A 19,046-nucleotide genomic window follows, 5' to 3' on the forward strand; every position below is an offset into this window, starting at 1 on the left:
CCTGGAACAAAAAATAAGGGCGTAAAACGCCTCGGGTAGCACTATGTTAACTGAGCAGTTGCGTTGACGCTATGTCAGGAATCCAGGGGAAGTAAAACAGGGCTAATGAGAAAGGTTAAAATTGGACTGGCGCTGGGATCAGGTGCAGCCCGGGGATGGTCTCATATCGGCGTGATTAATGCCTTAAACAAGATGGGCGTTGACGTTGATATCGTTGCAGGATGTTCAATAGGATCGCTTGTCGGGTCCGCCTACGCGTGCGGCAAGCTTCCGGATCTCGAAACCTGGGTGCGCTCCTTCAGCTATTGGGACGTGCTGCGTCTGATGGATCTCTCCTGGCAGCGCGGTGGGCTGTTGCGCGGTGAACGCGTCTTTAACCAGTTCCGCCGGGTGATGCCTCTCGAAGATTTTACTGACTGCCGGATGCCTTTTGGCGCCGTCGCAACCAATCTCAGCACAGGCCGTGAACTCTGGCTGACCGAAGGGGATATTCACCTTGCGGTGCGTGCTTCATGCAGTATTCCCGGGCTTATGGCCCCCGTGCCCCATAACGGTTACTGGCTTGTGGATGGTGGCGTCGTGAACCCGGTACCCATCTCTCTGACGCGTGCAATGGGGGCCGACATCGTCATCGCCGTTGATTTGCAGCACGATGCTCATCTGATGCAGCAAGACCTTATGTCGGTCAATCTGCAGGGCGAAGATGCCGACGTCGAGAAGCTTGCCTGGCATGAGCGCCTGCGCGGAAGAATTGGTCGCCTGGCCGCACGACGCTCGGTTGCCGCGCCGACGGCTATGGAAATCATGACCACCTCAATTCAGGTTCTTGAGAATCGCCTTAAACGTAACCGTATGGCAGGCGATCCTCCGGATATTCTTATTCAGCCTTACTGTCCGCAAATCTCTACCCTTGATTTCCATCGGGCTGAGGCCGCCATCGCAGCGGGCTCGCTAGCCGTCGAAAAGAAAATAGACGAGTTGCTGCCGTTTGTGCGAACAGCACGTTAAGCACCTTTTTTTGACTACTTCAGCAAAATCTGACAGGCGATAGTGCCGATAGCATGCCACTATTTAGTAACTGTCAGCCAGGGGAGGAACCATGACGCAGCCATTGGCCGGAAAACACATTTTGATTGTTGAAGACGAGCCCGTTTTCCGATCGCTACTGGATTCGTGGTTATCCTCGCTGGGAGCAAACACTTTACTGGCTGAAGATGGTGTCGACGCGCTGGAAAAAATGACCGGTATTACGCCCGATCTGATGATTTGCGACATCGCGATGCCGCGAATGAATGGGCTGAAACTGGTCGAGCATCTGCGCAATGAGGGTGACCAGATGCCCATTCTGGTGATCTCCGCGACAGAGAATATGGCGGATATTGCCAAAGCATTACGTCTTGGCGTTCAGGATATTCTGCTAAAACCCGTCAAAGACCTGAGCCGGTTACGTGAAACGGTATTAGCGTGCCTTTATCCGAATATGTTTAATTCCCGCGTTGAGGAAGAGGAACGTCTTTTTCAGGACTGGGACGCGCTGGTGAGTAATCCGCCAGCGGCGGCGAAATTGCTGCAAGAACTTCAGCCTCCCGTTCAGCAAACTATTTCCCACTGCCGCGTAAATTATCGTCAGCTGGTGGCGGCCGATCAGCCCGGGCTGGTGTTGGATATTGCACCTCTGTCTGATTCCGACCTCGCATTTTATTCTCTGGACGTAACCCGTGCAGGGGATAATGGCGTATTAGCCGCGCTGTTACTTCGTGCGCTCTTTAATGGATTATTGCAGGAACAGTTATCGCATCAGGGACAACGGCTCCCTGAGTTAGGCAGTTTACTCAAACAGGTAAACCAGCTTTTTCGTCAGGCCAATTTACCCGGACAGTTCCCGCTGCTGGTTGGTTATTACCATAGCGGTTTAAAGAATCTTATCCTCGTTTCAGCAGGCCTCAACGCGTCACTGAATACCGGAGAACACCATATTCAGGTGAGTAACGGTGTGCCGCTTGGAACACTGGGAACGGCGTATCTCAATCAAATTAGCCATCGCTGTTCTTCCTGGCAGTGCCAAATTTGGGGTGCCGGGGGAAGGCTACGCTTAATGTTGTCCACGGAATAAGCAATTGGATCTTAATTTTAAGATTGCTTTACCTGTGTTTTCTCGGGAGTGCTACTATCGCTGCCCAGATTCATGCGTATTTGTCCTAATTGATCGGCAACGCGTTCTTTTCAGACCCGGACTGCGGGGCGAGGCTGATATACTCAACGCGTTATTTATTGCATAAAAGTTCAAAACTTGAACAGCTCAGGAGAATTTGAATGGCTGCCCTAAATTCGAAAGTCAGAAAGGCCGTCATCCCGGTAGCGGGATTGGGGACCAGGATGTTACCAGCAACTAAGGCGATTCCTAAAGAGATGCTGCCTCTGGTTGATAAGCCATTAATCCAGTATGTCGTTAATGAGTGTATCGCGGCCGGCATCACTGAAATTGTGCTCGTTACGCATTCATCTAAAAACTCTATCGAAAACCACTTCGATACAAGTTTTGAACTCGAAGCCATGCTGGAAAAACGCGTTAAGCGTCAGCTGTTAGAAGAAGTTCAGTCTATTTGCCCTCCGCACGTCACCATTATGCAGGTTCGTCAGGGGCTGGCTAAAGGTCTGGGCCACGCGGTTATGTGTGCACACCCGGTTGTGGGTGATGAGCCTGTCGCGGTTATTCTGCCTGACGTGATTCTGGATGAATATGAATCCGATCTTTCCCAGGATAACCTGGCTGAGATGATCCATCGCTTCGACGAAACGGGCTGCAGCCAGATCATGGTTGAGCCAGTTGAAGACGTGACCGCTTACGGTGTGGTTGACTGTAAGGGCGTGAACCTTGAGCCAGGCGAAAGCGTGCCAATGGTTGGTGTCGTAGAGAAGCCTAAAGCCGACGTAGCGCCGTCTAATCTGGCGGTGGTGGGTCGCTATGTCCTGAGTGCTGAAATCTGGCCTCTGCTGGCGAAAACGCCTCCAGGAGCAGGGGATGAAATCCAGCTGACGGATGCCATTGATATGCTGATCGAGAAAGAGACCGTTGAGGCTTACCACATGAAAGGTAAGAGCCATGACTGCGGTAATAAGCTCGGTTATATGCAGGCGTTCGTTGAATATGGCATTCGCCATAATACGCTGGGTGAAGAATTTAAAGGCTGGCTCAAAGAGAGTATGGGTATTAAGAAATAATCCAGGCGTAAATCTCTGAAACCGGTGTGGCGCTGCCCACCGGTTTTTTTATGCCCATAAAACAGCATGACCAGCCTGTTTGTAAGCAAAACTAAATAGGCGAATAACGCTTTATGACGGAGTGTAAGAGGATGTTTGTGATAAATTGCGGGCAAAAAAAATCCCACCAGAGGCGGGATTTTTCTGAATTCGGCGTGATTAATCCTTGATCAGGAAGTCATCCAGCTGTTTACCTTGCTCATCCATGGCTTTCTTGATTACAGCAGGAGTACGGCCCTGGCCGGTCCAGGTTTTAGTTTCGCCGTTCTCATCAACATAGCTATATTTAGCAGGACGGGCAGCGCGTTTTGCTTTGGTACCGGTTTTTGCAGCAGCCATGCTGTTCAGCAATTCATTTGGATCGATACCATCAGCAATCAGCATTTCACGATATTGCTGCAGTTTACGCGTACGCTCTTCGATTTCAGCAGCAGCAGCGCTTTCTTCTTCGCGACGTTCATTAACTACAACTTCTAATTTTTCCAGCATTTCTTCGAGCGTTTCAAGGGTACATTCTCTTGCCTGCGCACGAAGAGTACGGATGTTGTTCAGAATTTTAAGTGCTTCGCTCATTGTAGTAATCTCAAACTTATAATGGGGGGTGGTTTGTTGACCTAATAATAGAGCCATAAATTCAGATGTGCAATAGCCAGGAATGTAAGGAATTCAAAAAATACTAAATAAAGCCGCTATTATTAATTACGCTAACTTAAATTTCCTCTTTGACAGTCTCGCTTGTTATCACGATAACCTGCTTAACCCCGCCGCTTGCATCTTTTTTTGTGACATTTACCGCAGGAATTATAGTTTCGGCGGATAAATATCAGCCTTTTGTATTAGTTCCTGGCGACGGTGTTAAGGCAGGAATAGTTAATAAATAGTGAATTTTAATGAACGCAGATTCCACTATAAAAAGAAGTGTTATGTTTGGCTAACCATATAACCTATTCACCCGCATGACCGCCTTTACTCTCTGTTTTAGCGGATTATTTTTGCGAGAAGGGGGTGTTTTACACCTTTCAGCACGGCATCGTTTGTGCGGCGCGTCGCTGATGACCAGACAAAATATGGTACAATGAATCATCGGGAATATTACACATTGATTAGGGTTTTACGGCCAATGGCACAACTTTATTTCTACTATTCGGCAATGAATGCCGGGAAATCCACCGCGCTGCTGCAATCCTCATACAATTACCAGGAACGAGGAATGCGTACCGTAGTTTATACCGCTGAAATCGACGATCGCTTCGGTGCAGGGAAGGTGAGTTCCAGAATAGGCCTCTCTTCGCCAGCCAGGCTGTTTAACCCGCAAACCGACCTGCTACAGGATATCCGCGCTGCGCATGCGTCAGAGCCCATTCATTGCGTGCTGGTGGATGAGAGCCAGTTCCTGACGCGTGAACAGGTGCATGCGCTCTCTGAAGTGGTTGATGAACTCGATATCCCCGTTCTGTGCTACGGGCTGCGTACGGACTTCCGCGGGGAACTGTTTGCCGGAAGCCAGTATTTGCTTGCATGGTCAGATAAGCTGGTTGAACTGAAAACTATCTGTTTTTGCGGACGCAAGGCCAGCATGGTGCTTCGTCTGGACCAGGCCGGAAAACCTTACGCGGACGGTGAGCAGGTGGTGATTGGCGGCAATGAACGCTATGTGTCGGTCTGTCGTAAGCATTATAAGGAAGCGTTGTCCGTAGGCTCGCTGACGGCGATCCAGCACGACAACAGAAAATAATATCCGCTGATATTCAGACATAAAAAAACCCGCCTGTATGGCGGGTTTTTTCATCATGCTGTCAGTTAAGCGCTTTTCTTCGCTTTCTTGTCAGCTTTAATGACCGGAGCGTCTGTTTTCACAGCAGCAACGTCACCTTCTTTGAACTCACGACCGTAGTAGGTATCCAGCAGAATCTGTTTCAGCTCGGAGATCAGTGGGTAGCGCGGGTTAGCACCAGTACACTGGTCATCGAAGGCATCTTCAGACAGCTTGTCTACGTGAGCGAGGAAGTCAGCTTCCTGAACGCCTGCTTCACGGATAGATTTAGGAATACCCAATTCAGCTTTCAGGCTTTCCAGCCATGCCAGCAGTTTCTCAATCTTCGCAGCAGTACGGTCGCCCGGTGCGCTCAGACCAAGGTGGTCAGCGATTTCAGCATAACGACGACGCGCTTGCGGACGGTCGTACTGGCTGAACGCAGTCTGCTTGGTTGGGTTGTCGTTAGCGTTATAGCGGATAACGTTGCTGATCAACAGGGCGTTCGCCAGACCGTGAGGAATGTGGAACTGTGAACCCAGCTTGTGCGCCATAGAGTGGCAGACACCCAGGAAGGCGTTCGCAAACGCGATACCGGCGATGGTTGCTGCACTGTGGACACGTTCACGTGCTACAGGGTTTTTAGAACCTTCATTGTAGGACGCTGGCAGGTTTTCTTTCAGCAGTTTCAGAGCCTGCAGAGCCTGACCGTCAGAGAACTCAGACGCCAGTACAGAAACGTAGGCTTCCAGCGCGTGAGTCACCGCATCCAGACCACCGAACGCACACAGAGACTTCGGCATTTCCATTACCAGGTTGGCATCAACGATAGCCATATCTGGCGTCAGCGCGTAGTCAGCCAGCGGGTATTTCTGACCTGTTGCGTCATCCGTTACCACCGCAAATGGTGTCACTTCTGAACCGGTACCGGAAGTGGTGGTGACGGCGATCATTTTCGCTTTCACGCCCATTTTCGGGAACTTGTAGATACGTTTACGGATGTCCATAAAGCGCAGCGCCAGCTCTTCGAAGTGGGTTTCCGGATGTTCGTACATAACCCACATAATTTTCGCGGCGTCCATTGGGGAACCACCACCCAGTGCGATAATCACATCTGGTTTGAAGGAATTCGCCAGTTCAGCACCTTTGCGTACAACGCTCAGGGTTGGGTCAGCTTCAACTTCAAAGAACACTTCAGTTTCGACGCCAGCCGCTTTCAGCACAGAGGTGATCTGGTCAGCGTAGCCGTTGTTGAACAGGAAACGGTCAGTCACGATGAGCGCACGTTTGTGGCCATCAGTAATCACTTCATCCAGCGCGATTGGCAGAGAGCCACGGCGGAAGTAGATAGATTTCGGAAGTTTGTGCCACAACATGTTTTCAGCTCGCTTAGCAACGGTTTTCTTGTTGATCAGGTGTTTTGGACCAACGTTTTCAGAGATGGAGTTACCACCCCAGGAACCACAACCCAGAGTCAGGGAAGGTGCGAGTTTGAAGTTATACAGGTCACCGATACCACCCTGAGAAGCAGGGGTGTTAATCAGGATACGGGCAGTTTTCATCATCTGGCCGAAGTGGGCAACACGCTCAGGCTGGTTATCCTGGTCGGTGTACAGACATGAGGTATGACCGATACCGCCCATGGCAACCAGCTTCTCGGCTTTTTCTACCGCGTCTTCGAAATCTTTCGCACGGTACATCGCAAGCGTAGGAGACAGTTTTTCGTGAGCAAACGGCTCGCTTTCGTCGACAACTTTAACTTCACCGATCAGGATCTTGGTGGTCGCCGGAACGGTAAAGCCTGCGAGTTCAGCGATTTTATAGGCTGGCTGACCTACGATAGCAGCGTTCAGCGCGCCATTTTTCAGGATGATGTCCTGAACCGCTTTCAGCTCTTTGCCCTGCAGCAGGTAGCCGCCGTGGCTGGCGAAACGTTCGCGTACTGCGTCGTACACGGAATCAACAACAACTACAGACTGTTCAGATGCACAGATAACGCCGTTATCGAAGGTTTTAGACATCAGAACAGACGCAACAGCACGTTTGATGTCAGCGGTTTCATCGATAACAACAGGGGTGTTACCTGCGCCTACACCGATTGCTGGTTTACCGGAGCTGTATGCTGCTTTAACCATGCCAGGACCACCGGTCGCCAGAATCAGGTTAATGTCCGGGTGATGCATCAGCGCGTTAGACAGTTCAACAGAAGGTTGGTCGATCCAGCCAATCAGATCTTTTGGTGCGCCCGCAGCAATTGCTGCCTGCAGAACGATGTCTGCTGCTTTATTTGTCGCGTCTTTCGCACGTGGATGTGGAGAGAAGATGATTGCGTTACGGGTCTTCAGGCTGATCAGCGATTTGAAGATAGCCGTTGAAGTTGGGTTAGTCGTTGGAACAATACCGCAAATGATGCCGATAGGTTCGGCGATGGTGATCGTCCCGAAGGTGTCGTCTTCAGACAGAACGCCACAGGTTTTCTCATCTTTATAGGCGTTGTAGATATACTCAGAAGCAAAGTGGTTTTTGATCACTTTATCTTCAACGATACCCATGCCAGATTCGGCAACGGCCATTTTAGCGAGAGGGATTCGAGCATCTGCAGCAGCCAGAGCGGCCGCGCGGAAGATTTTATCAACCTGTTCTTGGGTGAAATTGGCATATTCACGCTGGGCCTTTTTAACGCGCTCGACGAGGGCGTTCAGTTCAGCGATATTAGTAACAGCCATAATGCTCTCCTGATAATGTTTAAACTCTTTTAGTAAACCAGCGCTCGATACGTCAGACAGTATAGACAGTGCCAATACGACTTGCGTTACATAAAGTAAAACAAAGGGTTACTTTATGCTCCAGTACACTAATTTACTAAAAGAGCCTTACCTTAGCATCATCCCTTTTTGTCAGGTGACCTCCCTGGGGGCGTAATCAAGATTACTCACTTCTGAGTACGGAAATCATGATCTGCGTCAATTTTCCACCAAGCTGATACCTTTCAGCAGGGTTATTTGATGGATAAATTTCCACTGTTAATTAATTAAGTAACTATTGGAAGCGGCGCTATCATTGTCTCAACATATGTTTAACATTCTGAAATGCTGACGTTTTGGCACAGATTTCTGGTGAAGTATGCTAATAAAAAGCGTATCTTCAGCGCGATTTTTCATAACAACGTATCAGTCCCGGGCATGCGCAAAAGCGGAGCAAAACGTGATCCAAACGCTCTTTGATTTTCCAACGTATTTTAAATTTTTTATCGGTCTGTTTGCCCTGGTCAACCCGGTGGGGATCATTCCTGTCTTCATTAGTATGACCAGTTACCAGACGGCGGCGGCCCGGAACAAAACCAATCTTACCGCTAACCTGTCTGTGGCGATCATTTTGCTCACCTCGCTTTTCCTGGGTGATGCCATTCTCCAGCTCTTTGGCATCTCGATTGACTCCTTCCGCATTGCGGGCGGGATCCTGGTGGTGACCATTGCCATGTCCATGATCAGCGGTAAGCTGGGTGAGGATAAGCAGAACAAGCAGGAAAAGTCAGAAACCGCCATCCGCGAAAGTATCGGTGTGGTTCCGTTGGCGTTACCCCTCATGGCCGGGCCGGGCGCCATCAGTTCGACGATTGTCTGGGGCACGCGTTACCATAGCCTCATGCACCTGATTGGTTTTTCTGTCGCGATTGCCGTTTTCGCGCTCTGCTGCTGGGGCGTATTCCGCATGGCGCCGTGGCTGGTGCGCCTGCTGGGGCAGACGGGTATCAACGTTATTACCCGTATCATGGGACTATTGTTAATGGCACTCGGGATCGAGTTCATTGTCACGGGTATTAAAAGCATTTTCCCCGGCTTGTTACATTGATATTTCATATGAAAAAAACGGCGCTTCGGCGCCGTTTTTTTTATGTCATTATCAGTAAATCATATAAATAAAGTTGAAAAGCTTACATATCATAATAAATTCTACTAATAATGTTCATCTCTTATATTTCATAGAGTTATGAATTCACCTCAAGCCTGCCTGCACAGAAAATCTTCGAACGCACTGTTATTTTACTCACACGATAGTCTTGGGCTTGCTGAGGGATAACCGAAATGATATTAGTAATTTCAACATTTCGTTAGATGAATGTGCTAAATAATAATCAATTGTTAAATTTTCGTACAAAGCTACGCGATGATAGCGCAGCGACGCGCCTGAAGAGATAATTTTCCATATTAGTTTGAATTTTAAGATTTTTTTAGGGTGTTCAACGTATGGAAGGATTGGGCGCGACGATACGGCCTGCACCGTAAAAGAGAATTGCTTAACAAATTTGCAAAATGTATTGGCGCGTGTTTACGCCATTTGATACTTTCCGGCCTACTATTTTGCAGCATAAAACAAGTAGATGAGAATTATTTTCATATAGTCCTCTTCTCAGATATCCAGCACAGGTCTCAAACAGGGGAGGCCTGGCAAGAATCGACGCAAGACGGCCATACGAGCGGTCAGTAATAAAAAAAGTCGGTGATAGCAAGAAGTAAAAAAAGAACCTGACAGCAGCAAAAAAAAACTCCTGCGCTGTACAGGCCCCAACAGGGGATTAACAGCTGGCGAAAGCCAGTAATTATAATGAGTGGAGTACCAACACAATGTCCATCATCACAAAAAAAAATCTGGTAGCGGCGGGGATTTTAACTGCGCTAATCGCGGGCAACGCTGCAATGGCTGCGGACGTTCCTGCAGGTGTTCAACTGGCGGAAAAACAGACGCTGGTGCGTAACAACGGTGCGGAAGTGCAGTCTCTCGATCCGCATAAAATTGAAGGCGTTCCTGAGTCAAACGTTAACCGCGACCTGTTCGAAGGTCTGCTGGTGACTGACGTAGACGGCCACCCGGCACCGGGCGTGGCGGAAAAGTGGGAAAATAAAGATTTCAAAGTCTGGACCTTCCATCTGCGTAAAGATGCCAAATGGTCCGACGGAACACCGGTTACCGCCGAAGATTTCGTATATAGCTGGCAGCGCCTGGCGAATCCAAACACCGCCTCTCCGTATGCGAGCTATCTGCAGTATGGCCACATCGCCAATATCGATGACATCATCGCCGGTAAAAAGCCGGTCACCGACCTGGGCGTTAAGGCGATCGATGCTAATACCTTTGAAGTGACGTTGAGCGAACCTGTTCCGTACTTCTATAAGCTGCTGGTTCACCCGTCCGTCTCGCCGGTTCCAAAATCCGCCGTGGAAAAATTTGGTGAAAAATGGACGCAGCCTGCCAATATCGTGACCAACGGCGCCTATAAGCTGAAAGACTGGGTGGTCAACGAACGTATGGTGCTTGAGCGTAACCCGCAGTACTGGGATAACGCGAAGACCGTGATTAATCAGGTCACCTACCTGCCAATCTCTTCCGAAGTGACCGACGTTAACCGCTACCGCAGCGGCGAAATCGACATGACCTATAACAACATGCCGATTGAACTGTTCCAGAAGCTGAAGAAAGAGATCCCGAAAGAAGTTCACGTCGATCCATATCTGTGCACCTATTACTACGAAATCAACAACCAGAAAGCCCCGTTCACCGACGTGCGCGTTCGTACCGCGCTGAAGCTGGCGCTGGATCGCGATATTATCGTGAACAAAGTGAAAAACCAGGGCGATCTGCCGGCGTACAGCTACACGCCTCCGTATACCGATGGGATGAAGCTGGTTGAGCCTGAGTGGTTCAAGTGGTCACAGGAAAAACGTAACGAAGAAGCGAAAAAACTGCTGGCTGAAGCTGGGTATACCGCAGACAAGCCGCTGACGTTCAACTTGCTGTACAACACATCAGACCTGCACAAGAAACTGGCGATTGCGGTCGCGTCTATCTGGAAGAAAAACCTGGGCGTGAACGTTAAGCTGGAAAACCAGGAGTGGAAAACCTTCCTCGATACGCGTCATCAGGGGACCTTCGACGTGGCGCGTGCGGGCTGGTGTGCGGACTATAACGAACCGACGTCATTCCTGAACACCATGCTCAGCGACAGTTCAAACAACACGGCGCACTATAAGAGCCCGGCGTTTGACAAGATCATCGCTGAAACGCTGAAAGTGTCTGACGATGCGCAGCGCGCAGAGCTGTACGCGAAATCAGAAGAACAGCTCGACAAAGACTCTGCAATTGTACCGGTTTACTACTACGTTAACGCCCGTCTGGTGAAACCGTGGGTAGGGGGTTATACCGGTAAAGACCCGTTGGATAATATTTCCGTTAAAAATCTTTATATTATCAAGCATTAATGGCAATACGTGGGGCGGGCATGGCTTGCCCCACTGTGTCTACTTTGTAACATTCATCAGGCACACGCCAGAAGGTACGGGCAATGTTGAAATTTATCCTGCGTCGCTGTCTAGAAGCGATACCAACGTTATTTATTCTAATTACGATTTCCTTCTTTATGATGCGTCTCGCGCCGGGAAGTCCATTTACCGGTGAACGCACGCTGCCGCCGGAAGTTATGGCGAACATCGAGGCGAAGTATCACTTAAACGATCCCATCACCACCCAATACTTCAACTATCTGAAGCAGCTGGCGCACGGTGATTTTGGACCGTCATTTAAATATAAAGACTATTCCGTTAACGATCTGGTGGCCTCCAGCTTCCCGGTCTCGGCAAAACTGGGTGCTGCAGCATTCATTCTGGCCGTCGTTCTCGGGGTCACCGCAGGCGTTATCGCCGCGCTCAGACAAAATACCAAATGGGATTATGCCGTAATGGGGGTGGCAATGACCGGGGTAGTCATACCCAGCTTCGTTGTCGCGCCATTGCTGGTGATGATATTTGCCATCACGCTGAAATGGCTGCCCGGCGGCGGCTGGAACGGCGGGGCACTGAAGTTCATGATTTTGCCGATGGTGGCATTATCGCTGGCGTACATCGCCAGTATCGCGCGTATTACCCGTGGTTCTATGATCGAAGTGCTGCACTCAAACTTCATCCGCACCGCGCGCGCGAAAGGGCTGCCGATGCGCCGGATCATCTTCCGCCACGCGCTCAAGCCGGCGCTGCTGCCTGTGCTCTCCTATATGGGACCGGCATTCGTCGGCATCATTACGGGCTCAATGGTTATCGAAACAATTTACGGCCTGCCGGGTATTGGCCAGCTGTTCGTTAACGGGGCGCTTAACCGTGACTACTCGCTCGTTCTGAGCCTCACGATCCTCGTGGGCGCGCTGACCATTCTCTTTAACGCCGTTGTCGATGTGCTGTATGCCGTTATCGACCCGAAAATTCGTTACTAACGCTGGAGCACGCCATGATGTTGAGTAAGAAAAACAGCGAGGCGCTGGAAAACTTCAGTGAAAAACTGGAAGTAGAAGGTCGTAGCCTCTGGCAGGACGCCCGCCGTCGCTTTATGCACAACCGCGCCGCGGTCGCCAGCCTGGCGGTTCTGGTGGTCATCGCGCTTTTTGTGACCCTGGCACCTATGCTGTCGCAATTTACCTATTTCGATACGGACTGGGGCATGATGTCCAGCGCGCCGGATATGGAGTCCGGCCACTATTTCGGTACCGATTCATCCGGCCGTGATTTGCTGGTGCGCGTAGCGATTGGTGGTCGTATTTCCCTGATGGTGGGTATCGCCGCCGCGCTGGTGGCGGTGATCGTGGGGACGCTTTACGGCGCGCTTTCCGGCTACCTTGGCGGCAAAGTAGACTCGGTGATGATGCGTCTGCTGGAAATCCTGAACTCCTTCCCGTTTATGTTCTTCGTTATTTTGCTGGTGACCTTCTTCGGACAGAACATCCTGTTGATCTTTGTGGCTATCGGGATGGTTTCCTGGCTGGATATGGCGCGTATCGTGCGCGGCCAGACGCTGAGCCTCAAACGCAAAGAGTTTATCGAAGCGGCGCAGGTAGGGGGCGTATCAACCAGCAATATCGTGGTTCGCCATATCGTGCCTAACGTGCTGGGCGTGGTGGTGGTCTATGCCTCACTGCTGGTGCCAAGCATGATTCTGTTTGAATCCTTCCTCAGCTTCCTGGGGCTGGGCACGCAAGAGCCACTGAGCAGCTGGGGTGCGTTGCTGAGCGACGGTGCAAACTCGATGGAAGTTTCACCGTGGCTGCTGCTTTATCCGGCGGGTTTCCTGGTCGTCACCCTGTTTTGTTTTAACTTTATCGGCGATGGCCTGCGTGATGCCCTCGACCCGAAAGACCGTTAAGGAGCGCCGTCATGACAATAATTGAAACGGCCACCGCGCCTCAGGCGCAACAGCAGAGCAACCTTCTGCTGGATGTGAAAGACCTCCGCGTGACCTTTAAAACCCCGGACGGTGATGTGACCGCGGTCAACGATCTCAACTTTAACCTGAGCAAAGGTGAAACGCTGGGGATCGTGGGGGAATCCGGCTCCGGAAAATCCCAGACGGCATTTGCGCTGATGGGCCTGCTGGCCGCTAACGGCGTGATTGGCGGTTCGGCAAAATTCAACGGGCGTGAAATTCTCAATCTGCCGGAGCACGAGCTGAACAAGCTTCGCGCCGAACAGATCTCAATGATTTTCCAGGATCCGATGACCTCGCTGAACCCGTATATGCGCGTCGGCGAGCAGCTGATGGAAGTCCTGATGCTGCACAAAGGCCTGGGCAAAGCGGAAGCCTTTGAGGAATCCGTTAAAATGCTGGATGCGGTAAAAATGCCGGAAGCGCGCAAGCGCATGCGCATGTTCCCGCACGAGTTTTCCGGCGGTATGCGTCAGCGCGTGATGATTGCCATGGCGCTGCTGTGCCGGCCAAAGCTGCTGATTGCCGATGAACCGACTACCGCGCTGGACGTCACCGTGCAGGCGCAAATCATGACCCTGCTGAACGAGCTTAAGCGTGAGTTCAACACCGCGATTATCATGATCACCCACGATCTGGGCGTGGTTGCCGGTATCTGTGACAAAGTGCTGGTGATGTACGCCGGGCGCACCATGGAATACGGCAAAGCGCGCGACGTGTTCTATCAGCCAGCCCATCCGTACTCCATTGGCCTGCTGAACGCGGTGCCGCGTCTTGATGCAGAGGGTGAATCCCTGCTTACCATTCCGGGCAACCCGCCAAACCTGCTGCGACTGCCGAAAGGCTGCCCGTTCCAGCCGCGCTGCCCGCACGCGATGGAGATCTGCAACAGCGCGCCGCCGCTGGAAGAATTTGCCCCAGGCCGTCTGCGCGCCTGCTTTAAGCCGCAGGAGGAGCTGGTATGAACGCAGTAGATGAAAAACGCAACGTGCTGCTCGAAATCGCTGACCTCAAGGTGCATTTCGATATCAAAGACGGCAAGCAGTGGTTCTGGCAACCGCCGAAGACCCTGAAAGCGGTGGATGGCGTTACGCTGCGCCTGTACGAAGGGGAGACCCTGGGCGTGGTGGGCGAATCCGGCTGCGGTAAATCCACCTTTGCGCGTGCGATTATCGGTCTGGTGAAAGCCACCGGCGGCAAAGTGGCCTGGCTGGGTAAAGATCTGCTGGGCATGAAGCCCGACGAGTGGCGCGACGTGCGCAGCGATATCCAGATGATTTTCCAGGATCCGCTGGCGTCATTAAACCCGCGTATGACCATCGGTGAGATTATTGCCGAGCCGCTGCGCACCTATCATCCTAAGATGCCGCGTCAGGAAGTGCGCGACCGCGTGAAGGCGATGATGCTGAAAGTTGGCCTGCTGCCTAACCTCATAAACCGTTACCCGCATGAATTTTCAGGCGGCCAGTGTCAGCGTATTGGCATCGCGCGAGCGCTTATTCTTGAGCCGAAACTGATTATCTGTGATGAGCCGGTCTCCGCGCTGGACGTGTCGATTCAGGCGCAGGTGGTCAACCTGCTTCAGAAACTGCAGCGCGAAATGGGGCTGTCGCTGATCTTCATTGCGCACGATCTGGCGGTGGTAAAACACATCTCTGACCGCGTGCTGGTGATGTATCTGGGCCATGCTGTGGAACTGGGAACCTATGACGAGGTGTACCACAACCCGCTGCATCCTTACACCAGAGCGCTGATGTCGGCGGTGCCGATCCCCGATCCGGACCTGGAAAAGAATAAGACGATTCAGCTTCTGGAAGGAGAATTGCCGTCGCCGATCAATCCGCCGTCGGGCTGCGTGTTCCGCACGCGATGCCCGATGGCCGGGCCGGAATGCGCGAAAACGCGACCGGTGCTGGAAGGCAGTTTCCGACATGCGGTTTCCTGCCTGAAAGTAGACCCGCTATAATCGCAAGGGCTGACATGATGTCAGCCCTTATTTTTTGTGAGGTTACCGTGTCGCGTTTGTTCACCTCAGCCCGTCGGCGGCTCTATCATCTTTTATTCGATCCTGAAACGGTATCGGGACGCCGTTTTGAAGGTCTTTGTGCGCTGTTTGCGCTACTCAGCGTAGTGGTCATCTTTATTGAATCGGGTGTGGGTACGCAGTATCACCTGACATTTGAGGAATGGCATGCGTTTGTCTGGCTGGAACTTATTATTACCCTGGTCTTTACCGCTGAGTATATTTTGCGTGTAGTTTGCTGGCCCAATCCGGCGAAATACGTATTCAGCTTCTGGGGCTTTATTGATTTAGCGACGATCCTGCCGCTCTACGTGATGTGGCTGTGGCCAGAGATTAGCCTCAACTATGTTTTCGCCTGGCGAGCAATGCGCGTTATTCGGGTATTACGTATCCTGAAGTTACTGCGCTTTATGCCGTCGCTGCGCGTATTCTGGAGCGCGATCGTCAGCGCACGACATCAGCTTATTCTCTTCTATTCGTTTATTGCCATCGTCATGATTGTTTTCGGTGCGCTGATGTATTTGATAGAAGGGCCGAAATATGGCTTCACGACGCTCAACGCGTCCGTCTACTGGGCGATAGTGACCGTTACGACCGTGGGGTATGGCGATATCACGCCCCATACGCCGCTGGGACGGATAGTGGCATCCGTGCTGATTCTGATTGGGTACTCGGTTATTGCGATTCCGACGGGGCTTATTACCACGCACATGAGCAGCGCGTTTCAGAACCGTAAACAGCGGCGCAAATGTCCGAACTGCCACCAGGCAGATCATGAACACAGCGCGCGGTTTTGCAACCGCTGTGGAAGCGCGTTGCCGGATTAAATAAAAAAGGCTGCCATCGCAGCCTTTTTTATTATTCGCGCCAGAGTATATGGCACAGCTTATGGTCTTTCTCACGACACAGCAGGACGCGGGCGAAAATGTCGTTAATTTCACCGCCGTCTTCATCAGCCAGCCCAATGACCACTTCGGCAAAGAAGTCAGGATTCAGGTCGAAATCCACATGTTCGGCCCAGTCCTCTGAAGGGTCGAACAATTCGGCACCGCCGCGCTCTTCGAACTGCAGATTAAAGAGGATCACGTCTGCGGGATCGAGGTTATCAACCGCCAGTTCGAGAAAAATGTCATAGGCCTGCTCGAGCGTTTCGTCTTCGGTCAGGCGATTGTTCAGATCCATTTCCATGATGACTACCTGTTTAACATCGTTGGGCACGTTTTACAGCAACGGACTAAAGAAGTAAAACAGTCGTTCAGCTATTCGCTGCCATAACGGACGTTTTACCCACAGCCTGGCATCCAGCAGCCGCGAGCGGGAGATATAGTCATCCTGAACCGCCGCCAGGTCACCGCCAAAGCCGGCGTCATCAATCACCAGGGTGATTTCAAAGTTTAGCCACAGGCTGCGCATATCAAGGTTAACCGTGCCCACCAGGCTTAACTCGCCGTCAACCAGCACGCTCTTGGTGTGCAATAGCCCGCCTTCAAACTGGTAAATTTTGACACCGGCGGCCAGCAGTTCGCTAAAGAAGGCTCGGCTGGCCCAGCCCACCAGAAGGGAGTCATTTTTGCGTGGCAGAATGATACTCACATCGACACCGCGCTGCGCTGCGGTACAAATCGCGTGCAGCAGGTCATCGCTGGGGACGAAGTAGGGCGTCGTCATGATCAGATATTCACGCGCGGAGTAGGTTGCCGTCAGTAGCGCCTGGTGAATCAAGTCCTCCGGGAAGCCCGGTCCGGAGGCGATGGTATGAATTGTATGGCCGCTGGCCTCTTCAAACGGCATGATATTGCCGTCCGGCGGTGGAGGCAGGATACGCTTGCCGGTCTCTATCTCCCAGTCGCAGGAATAAACGATGCCCATCGAGGTGGCAATCGGCCCCTCCATTCGCGCCATCAGATCCACCCATTGCCCGACGCCGGAGTCCTGTTTGAAGAAGCGTGGGTCAACCATGTTCATACTGCCGGTGTAGGCAATATAGTTATCGATCATGACCATTTTGCGGTGCTGGCGAAGGTCCATCCGGCGCAGAAACACGCGCAGAAGATTAACTTTCAGCGCCTCAACCACCTCAATACCAGCATTGCGCATCATGCCCGCCCAGGGGCTACGGAAAAATGCCACGCTGCCCGCGGAGTCAAGCATCAGGCGACAATGAATGCCCCGGCGCGCGGCCGCCATCAGCGACTCAGCGACCTGGTCAGCCATGCCGCCGGGCTGCCAGATATAAAACACCATCTCGATATTATGGCGAGCCAGCTGAATATCGCGGATTAACGCCTGCATGACATCGTCGGACGACGTCAGTAGCTGGAGCTGATTGCCCTTAACGCCGCCAATCCCCTGGCGGCGCTCGCAGAGCTTAAACAGCGAGGAGGCGACGCTGCTGTTCTCCTCGGCAAAGATATGCTTGCAGGCTTTAAGATCGTTAAGCCACTTCGCGGTCGAAGGCCACATGGCGCGCGCCCGCTCGGCACGGCGTTTACCCAGATGAAGCTCACCGAAAGAGAGATAGGCAATAATTCCCACCAGTGGGAGGATATAAATGATCAGAAGCCAGGCCATGGCAGAGGGTACGGCTCTGCGCTTCATCAGGATGCGTAACGTCACACCCGCGATTAACAGCCAGTATCCCAGAATGACCAGCCAACTCACCACGGTGTAGAAGGTTGTCATAGTTAAAAAAATCCTTTTGAAAGCGTATTGTTATGAGTGTACGCATCAGGATTCATCTGGCAAATAAAAACGCCAGGTAAAAGCGCTGGTTTGCTGCCGGGTTGGGTTTATAATGGCGGCTCTGTTTGAGAAAGAGTTGTAGACATGAAGCGCAGTAGAACAGAAGTAGGGCGCTGGCGCATGTTGCGACAGGTGAGTCGTCGTAAGGCTCGTTGGCTGGAAGCACAATCCCGCCGCAATATGCGTATCCACGCCATCAGAAAATGTGGATTGACCCGGCACCGCAATGCGTTGCTGTTCGCAGTCCAGGATATCTGAAACCCATGAGGGCACCGCAAGGTGCCCGCTGATTTTATAGCGTCTGATTTTGCGAATATCGTTATTGCGGCGATATTCCGGTTATTTTTAGCAAAAGGAGGGAGAGGTGTTTGCGGAGTTTGGTGTACTGAATTTCTGGACGTACGTTGTTGGCGCATTTTTTATCGTGCTGGTTCCCGGGCCAAACACCCTGTTTGTGCTGAAAACCGGGATCGGTCACGGCGTTAAAAAAGGGTATCTTGCCGCGACCGGTGTGTTTATCGGTGATGCGGTATTGATGTTTCTGGCCTGGGCGGGTGTTGCGGCATTGATCCAGACGACCCCCGTACTCTTTAATATCGTGCGCTATCTCGGGGCCTTCTATCTGCTCTGGCTGGGTGGCAAAATGCTCTGGTCGGTGATCACCCGTCAGAATAACGCTCAAGAGAGCGGAACCGAGCCTGCCAGCACGATCATGAAACGCTCACTCGTCCTGAGCCTGACCAATCCAAAAGCGATTCTGTTCTACGTTTCGTTCTTTGTGCAGTTTATCGACGTGAATGCGCAAAATACCGGGACCTCTTTCCTGATCCTCGCCACTACGCTTGAGCTGATTAGCTTTATGTACATGAGCTTCCTGATCTTCTCTGGGGCGTTTGTCACGCGTTATCTGAAAACCAAAAAGAAGCTGGCAAAGCTGGGGAACGGGCTGATAGGGCTACTGTTTGTCGGGTTTGCGGCGCGATTAGCGTCACTGCATTAATGTGAAAAAAAGGCTCCTGCTGG

17 protein-coding genes are annotated in these 19,046 nt (G+C 51.7%); 13 read left to right on the top strand and 4 right to left on the bottom strand.

What is annotated here, in order from left to right:
* Positions 1 to 105 precede the first annotated feature (105 nt).
* The 3 genes from rssA (at position 106) to galU (ending at position 3,222) form a co-directional block, all read left to right on the top strand.
* The gene (rssA, locus tag OSH03_RS21510; protein ID WP_266180056.1) at positions 106 to 1,008 is read left to right on the top strand and encodes a patatin-like phospholipase RssA; all 903 of its coding nucleotides are present in this window, start codon (positions 106 to 108) and stop codon (positions 1,006 to 1,008) included.
* Between the two features lie 91 nt (positions 1,009 to 1,099).
* Positions 1,100 to 2,113, top strand: coding sequence for a two-component system response regulator RssB (gene rssB, locus OSH03_RS21515; protein ID WP_061097977.1), 1,014 nt, complete (start codon positions 1,100 to 1,102; stop codon positions 2,111 to 2,113).
* A 200-nt stretch (positions 2,114 to 2,313) separates the two neighbouring features.
* Positions 2,314 to 3,222: a UTP--glucose-1-phosphate uridylyltransferase GalU gene (gene galU, locus OSH03_RS21520; RefSeq protein WP_028013435.1), complete on the top strand. Its 909-nt coding sequence runs from the start codon at positions 2,314 to 2,316 to the stop codon at positions 3,220 to 3,222.
* Between the two features lie 198 nt (positions 3,223 to 3,420).
* Here the strand turns inward: galU and hns are convergent, their stop codons facing one another.
* The gene (gene hns / locus OSH03_RS21525) at positions 3,421 to 3,834 is read right to left on the bottom strand and encodes a histone-like nucleoid-structuring protein H-NS (RefSeq protein WP_008502781.1); all 414 of its coding nucleotides are present in this window, start codon (positions 3,832 to 3,834) and stop codon (positions 3,421 to 3,423) included.
* Positions 3,835 to 4,381: 547 nt separating this feature from the next.
* Between hns and tdk the strand changes: the two genes are divergently transcribed.
* Positions 4,382 to 4,996 carry a thymidine kinase gene (gene tdk, locus OSH03_RS21530; protein WP_151413128.1) on the top strand — a complete coding sequence of 205 codons (615 nt, stop codon included), beginning with the start codon at positions 4,382 to 4,384 and terminating at the stop codon, positions 4,994 to 4,996.
* Between the two features lie 65 nt (positions 4,997 to 5,061).
* On the opposite strand, the gene adhE is transcribed toward tdk, so the two are convergent.
* Positions 5,062 to 7,740: a bifunctional acetaldehyde-CoA/alcohol dehydrogenase gene (gene adhE, locus OSH03_RS21535; RefSeq protein WP_253542328.1), complete on the bottom strand. Its 2,679-nt coding sequence runs from the start codon at positions 7,738 to 7,740 to the stop codon at positions 5,062 to 5,064.
* 478 nt (positions 7,741 to 8,218) lie between these two features.
* Between adhE and OSH03_RS21540 the strand changes: the two genes are divergently transcribed.
* The 7 genes from OSH03_RS21540 to OSH03_RS21570 all read left to right on the top strand — a co-directional run bounded on the left by OSH03_RS21540 (position 8,219) and on the right by OSH03_RS21570 (position 16,108).
* On the top strand, positions 8,219 to 8,866 hold the full coding sequence (locus tag OSH03_RS21540; RefSeq protein ID WP_047368710.1) for a YchE family NAAT transporter: 648 nt from the start codon (positions 8,219 to 8,221) through the stop codon (positions 8,864 to 8,866).
* A 773-nt stretch (positions 8,867 to 9,639) separates the two neighbouring features.
* The gene (gene oppA, locus OSH03_RS21545; protein WP_028013430.1) at positions 9,640 to 11,271 is read left to right on the top strand and encodes an oligopeptide ABC transporter substrate-binding protein OppA; all 1,632 of its coding nucleotides are present in this window, start codon (positions 9,640 to 9,642) and stop codon (positions 11,269 to 11,271) included.
* A gap of 83 nt (positions 11,272 to 11,354) precedes the next feature.
* Positions 11,355 to 12,275, top strand: coding sequence for an oligopeptide ABC transporter permease OppB (gene oppB / locus OSH03_RS21550; RefSeq protein WP_028013429.1), 921 nt, complete (start codon positions 11,355 to 11,357; stop codon positions 12,273 to 12,275).
* Between the two features lie 14 nt (positions 12,276 to 12,289).
* A complete protein-coding gene (gene oppC / locus OSH03_RS21555; RefSeq protein ID WP_061097980.1) occupies positions 12,290 to 13,198 on the top strand; it encodes an oligopeptide ABC transporter permease OppC in 909 nt (302 codons plus the stop codon).
* Between the two features lie 11 nt (positions 13,199 to 13,209).
* Positions 13,210 to 14,223: an ABC transporter ATP-binding protein gene (gene oppD / locus OSH03_RS21560; protein ID WP_061097981.1), complete on the top strand. Its 1,014-nt coding sequence runs from the start codon at positions 13,210 to 13,212 to the stop codon at positions 14,221 to 14,223.
* Complete coding sequence (oppF, locus tag OSH03_RS21565; RefSeq protein ID WP_061097982.1) at positions 14,220 to 15,224, top strand: murein tripeptide/oligopeptide ABC transporter ATP-binding protein OppF; 1,005 nt, start codon at positions 14,220 to 14,222, stop codon at positions 15,222 to 15,224. Before oppD ends, oppF begins: the two co-directional genes overlap by 4 nt.
* A 14-nt stretch (positions 15,225 to 15,238) precedes the next feature.
* Positions 15,239 to 16,108 carry an ion transporter gene (locus OSH03_RS21570; protein WP_266180057.1) on the top strand — a complete coding sequence of 290 codons (870 nt, stop codon included), beginning with the start codon at positions 15,239 to 15,241 and terminating at the stop codon, positions 16,106 to 16,108.
* A gap of 31 nt (positions 16,109 to 16,139) precedes the next feature.
* On the opposite strand, the gene OSH03_RS21575 is transcribed toward OSH03_RS21570, so the two are convergent.
* Together OSH03_RS21575 and cls are read right to left on the bottom strand one after the other, a co-directional pair.
* Positions 16,140 to 16,469 (bottom strand): HI1450 family dsDNA-mimic protein, encoded by a 330-nt coding sequence (locus OSH03_RS21575; RefSeq protein ID WP_006810881.1) that lies wholly within the window; start codon positions 16,467 to 16,469, stop codon positions 16,140 to 16,142.
* A gap of 33 nt (positions 16,470 to 16,502) precedes the next feature.
* Positions 16,503 to 17,963, bottom strand: coding sequence for a cardiolipin synthase (gene cls / locus OSH03_RS21580; protein ID WP_028013424.1), 1,461 nt, complete (start codon positions 17,961 to 17,963; stop codon positions 16,503 to 16,505).
* Between the two features lie 144 nt (positions 17,964 to 18,107).
* On the opposite strand from cls, the gene OSH03_RS21585 reads away from it, so the two are divergent.
* Together OSH03_RS21585 and leuE are read left to right on the top strand one after the other, a co-directional pair.
* Positions 18,108 to 18,281 carry a YciY family protein gene (locus OSH03_RS21585; RefSeq protein ID WP_086379783.1) on the top strand — a complete coding sequence of 58 codons (174 nt, stop codon included), beginning with the start codon at positions 18,108 to 18,110 and terminating at the stop codon, positions 18,279 to 18,281.
* Between the two features lie 106 nt (positions 18,282 to 18,387).
* Positions 18,388 to 19,023 carry a leucine efflux protein LeuE gene (gene leuE, locus OSH03_RS21590; RefSeq protein WP_028013423.1) on the top strand — a complete coding sequence of 212 codons (636 nt, stop codon included), beginning with the start codon at positions 18,388 to 18,390 and terminating at the stop codon, positions 19,021 to 19,023.
* The last annotated feature ends 23 nt before the right edge of the window (positions 19,024 to 19,046 follow it).

Origin of the sequence: Enterobacter nematophilus (genome assembly GCF_026344075.1) — a bacterium.
Taxonomy (GTDB): domain Bacteria; phylum Pseudomonadota; class Gammaproteobacteria; order Enterobacterales; family Enterobacteriaceae; genus Enterobacter; species Enterobacter nematophilus.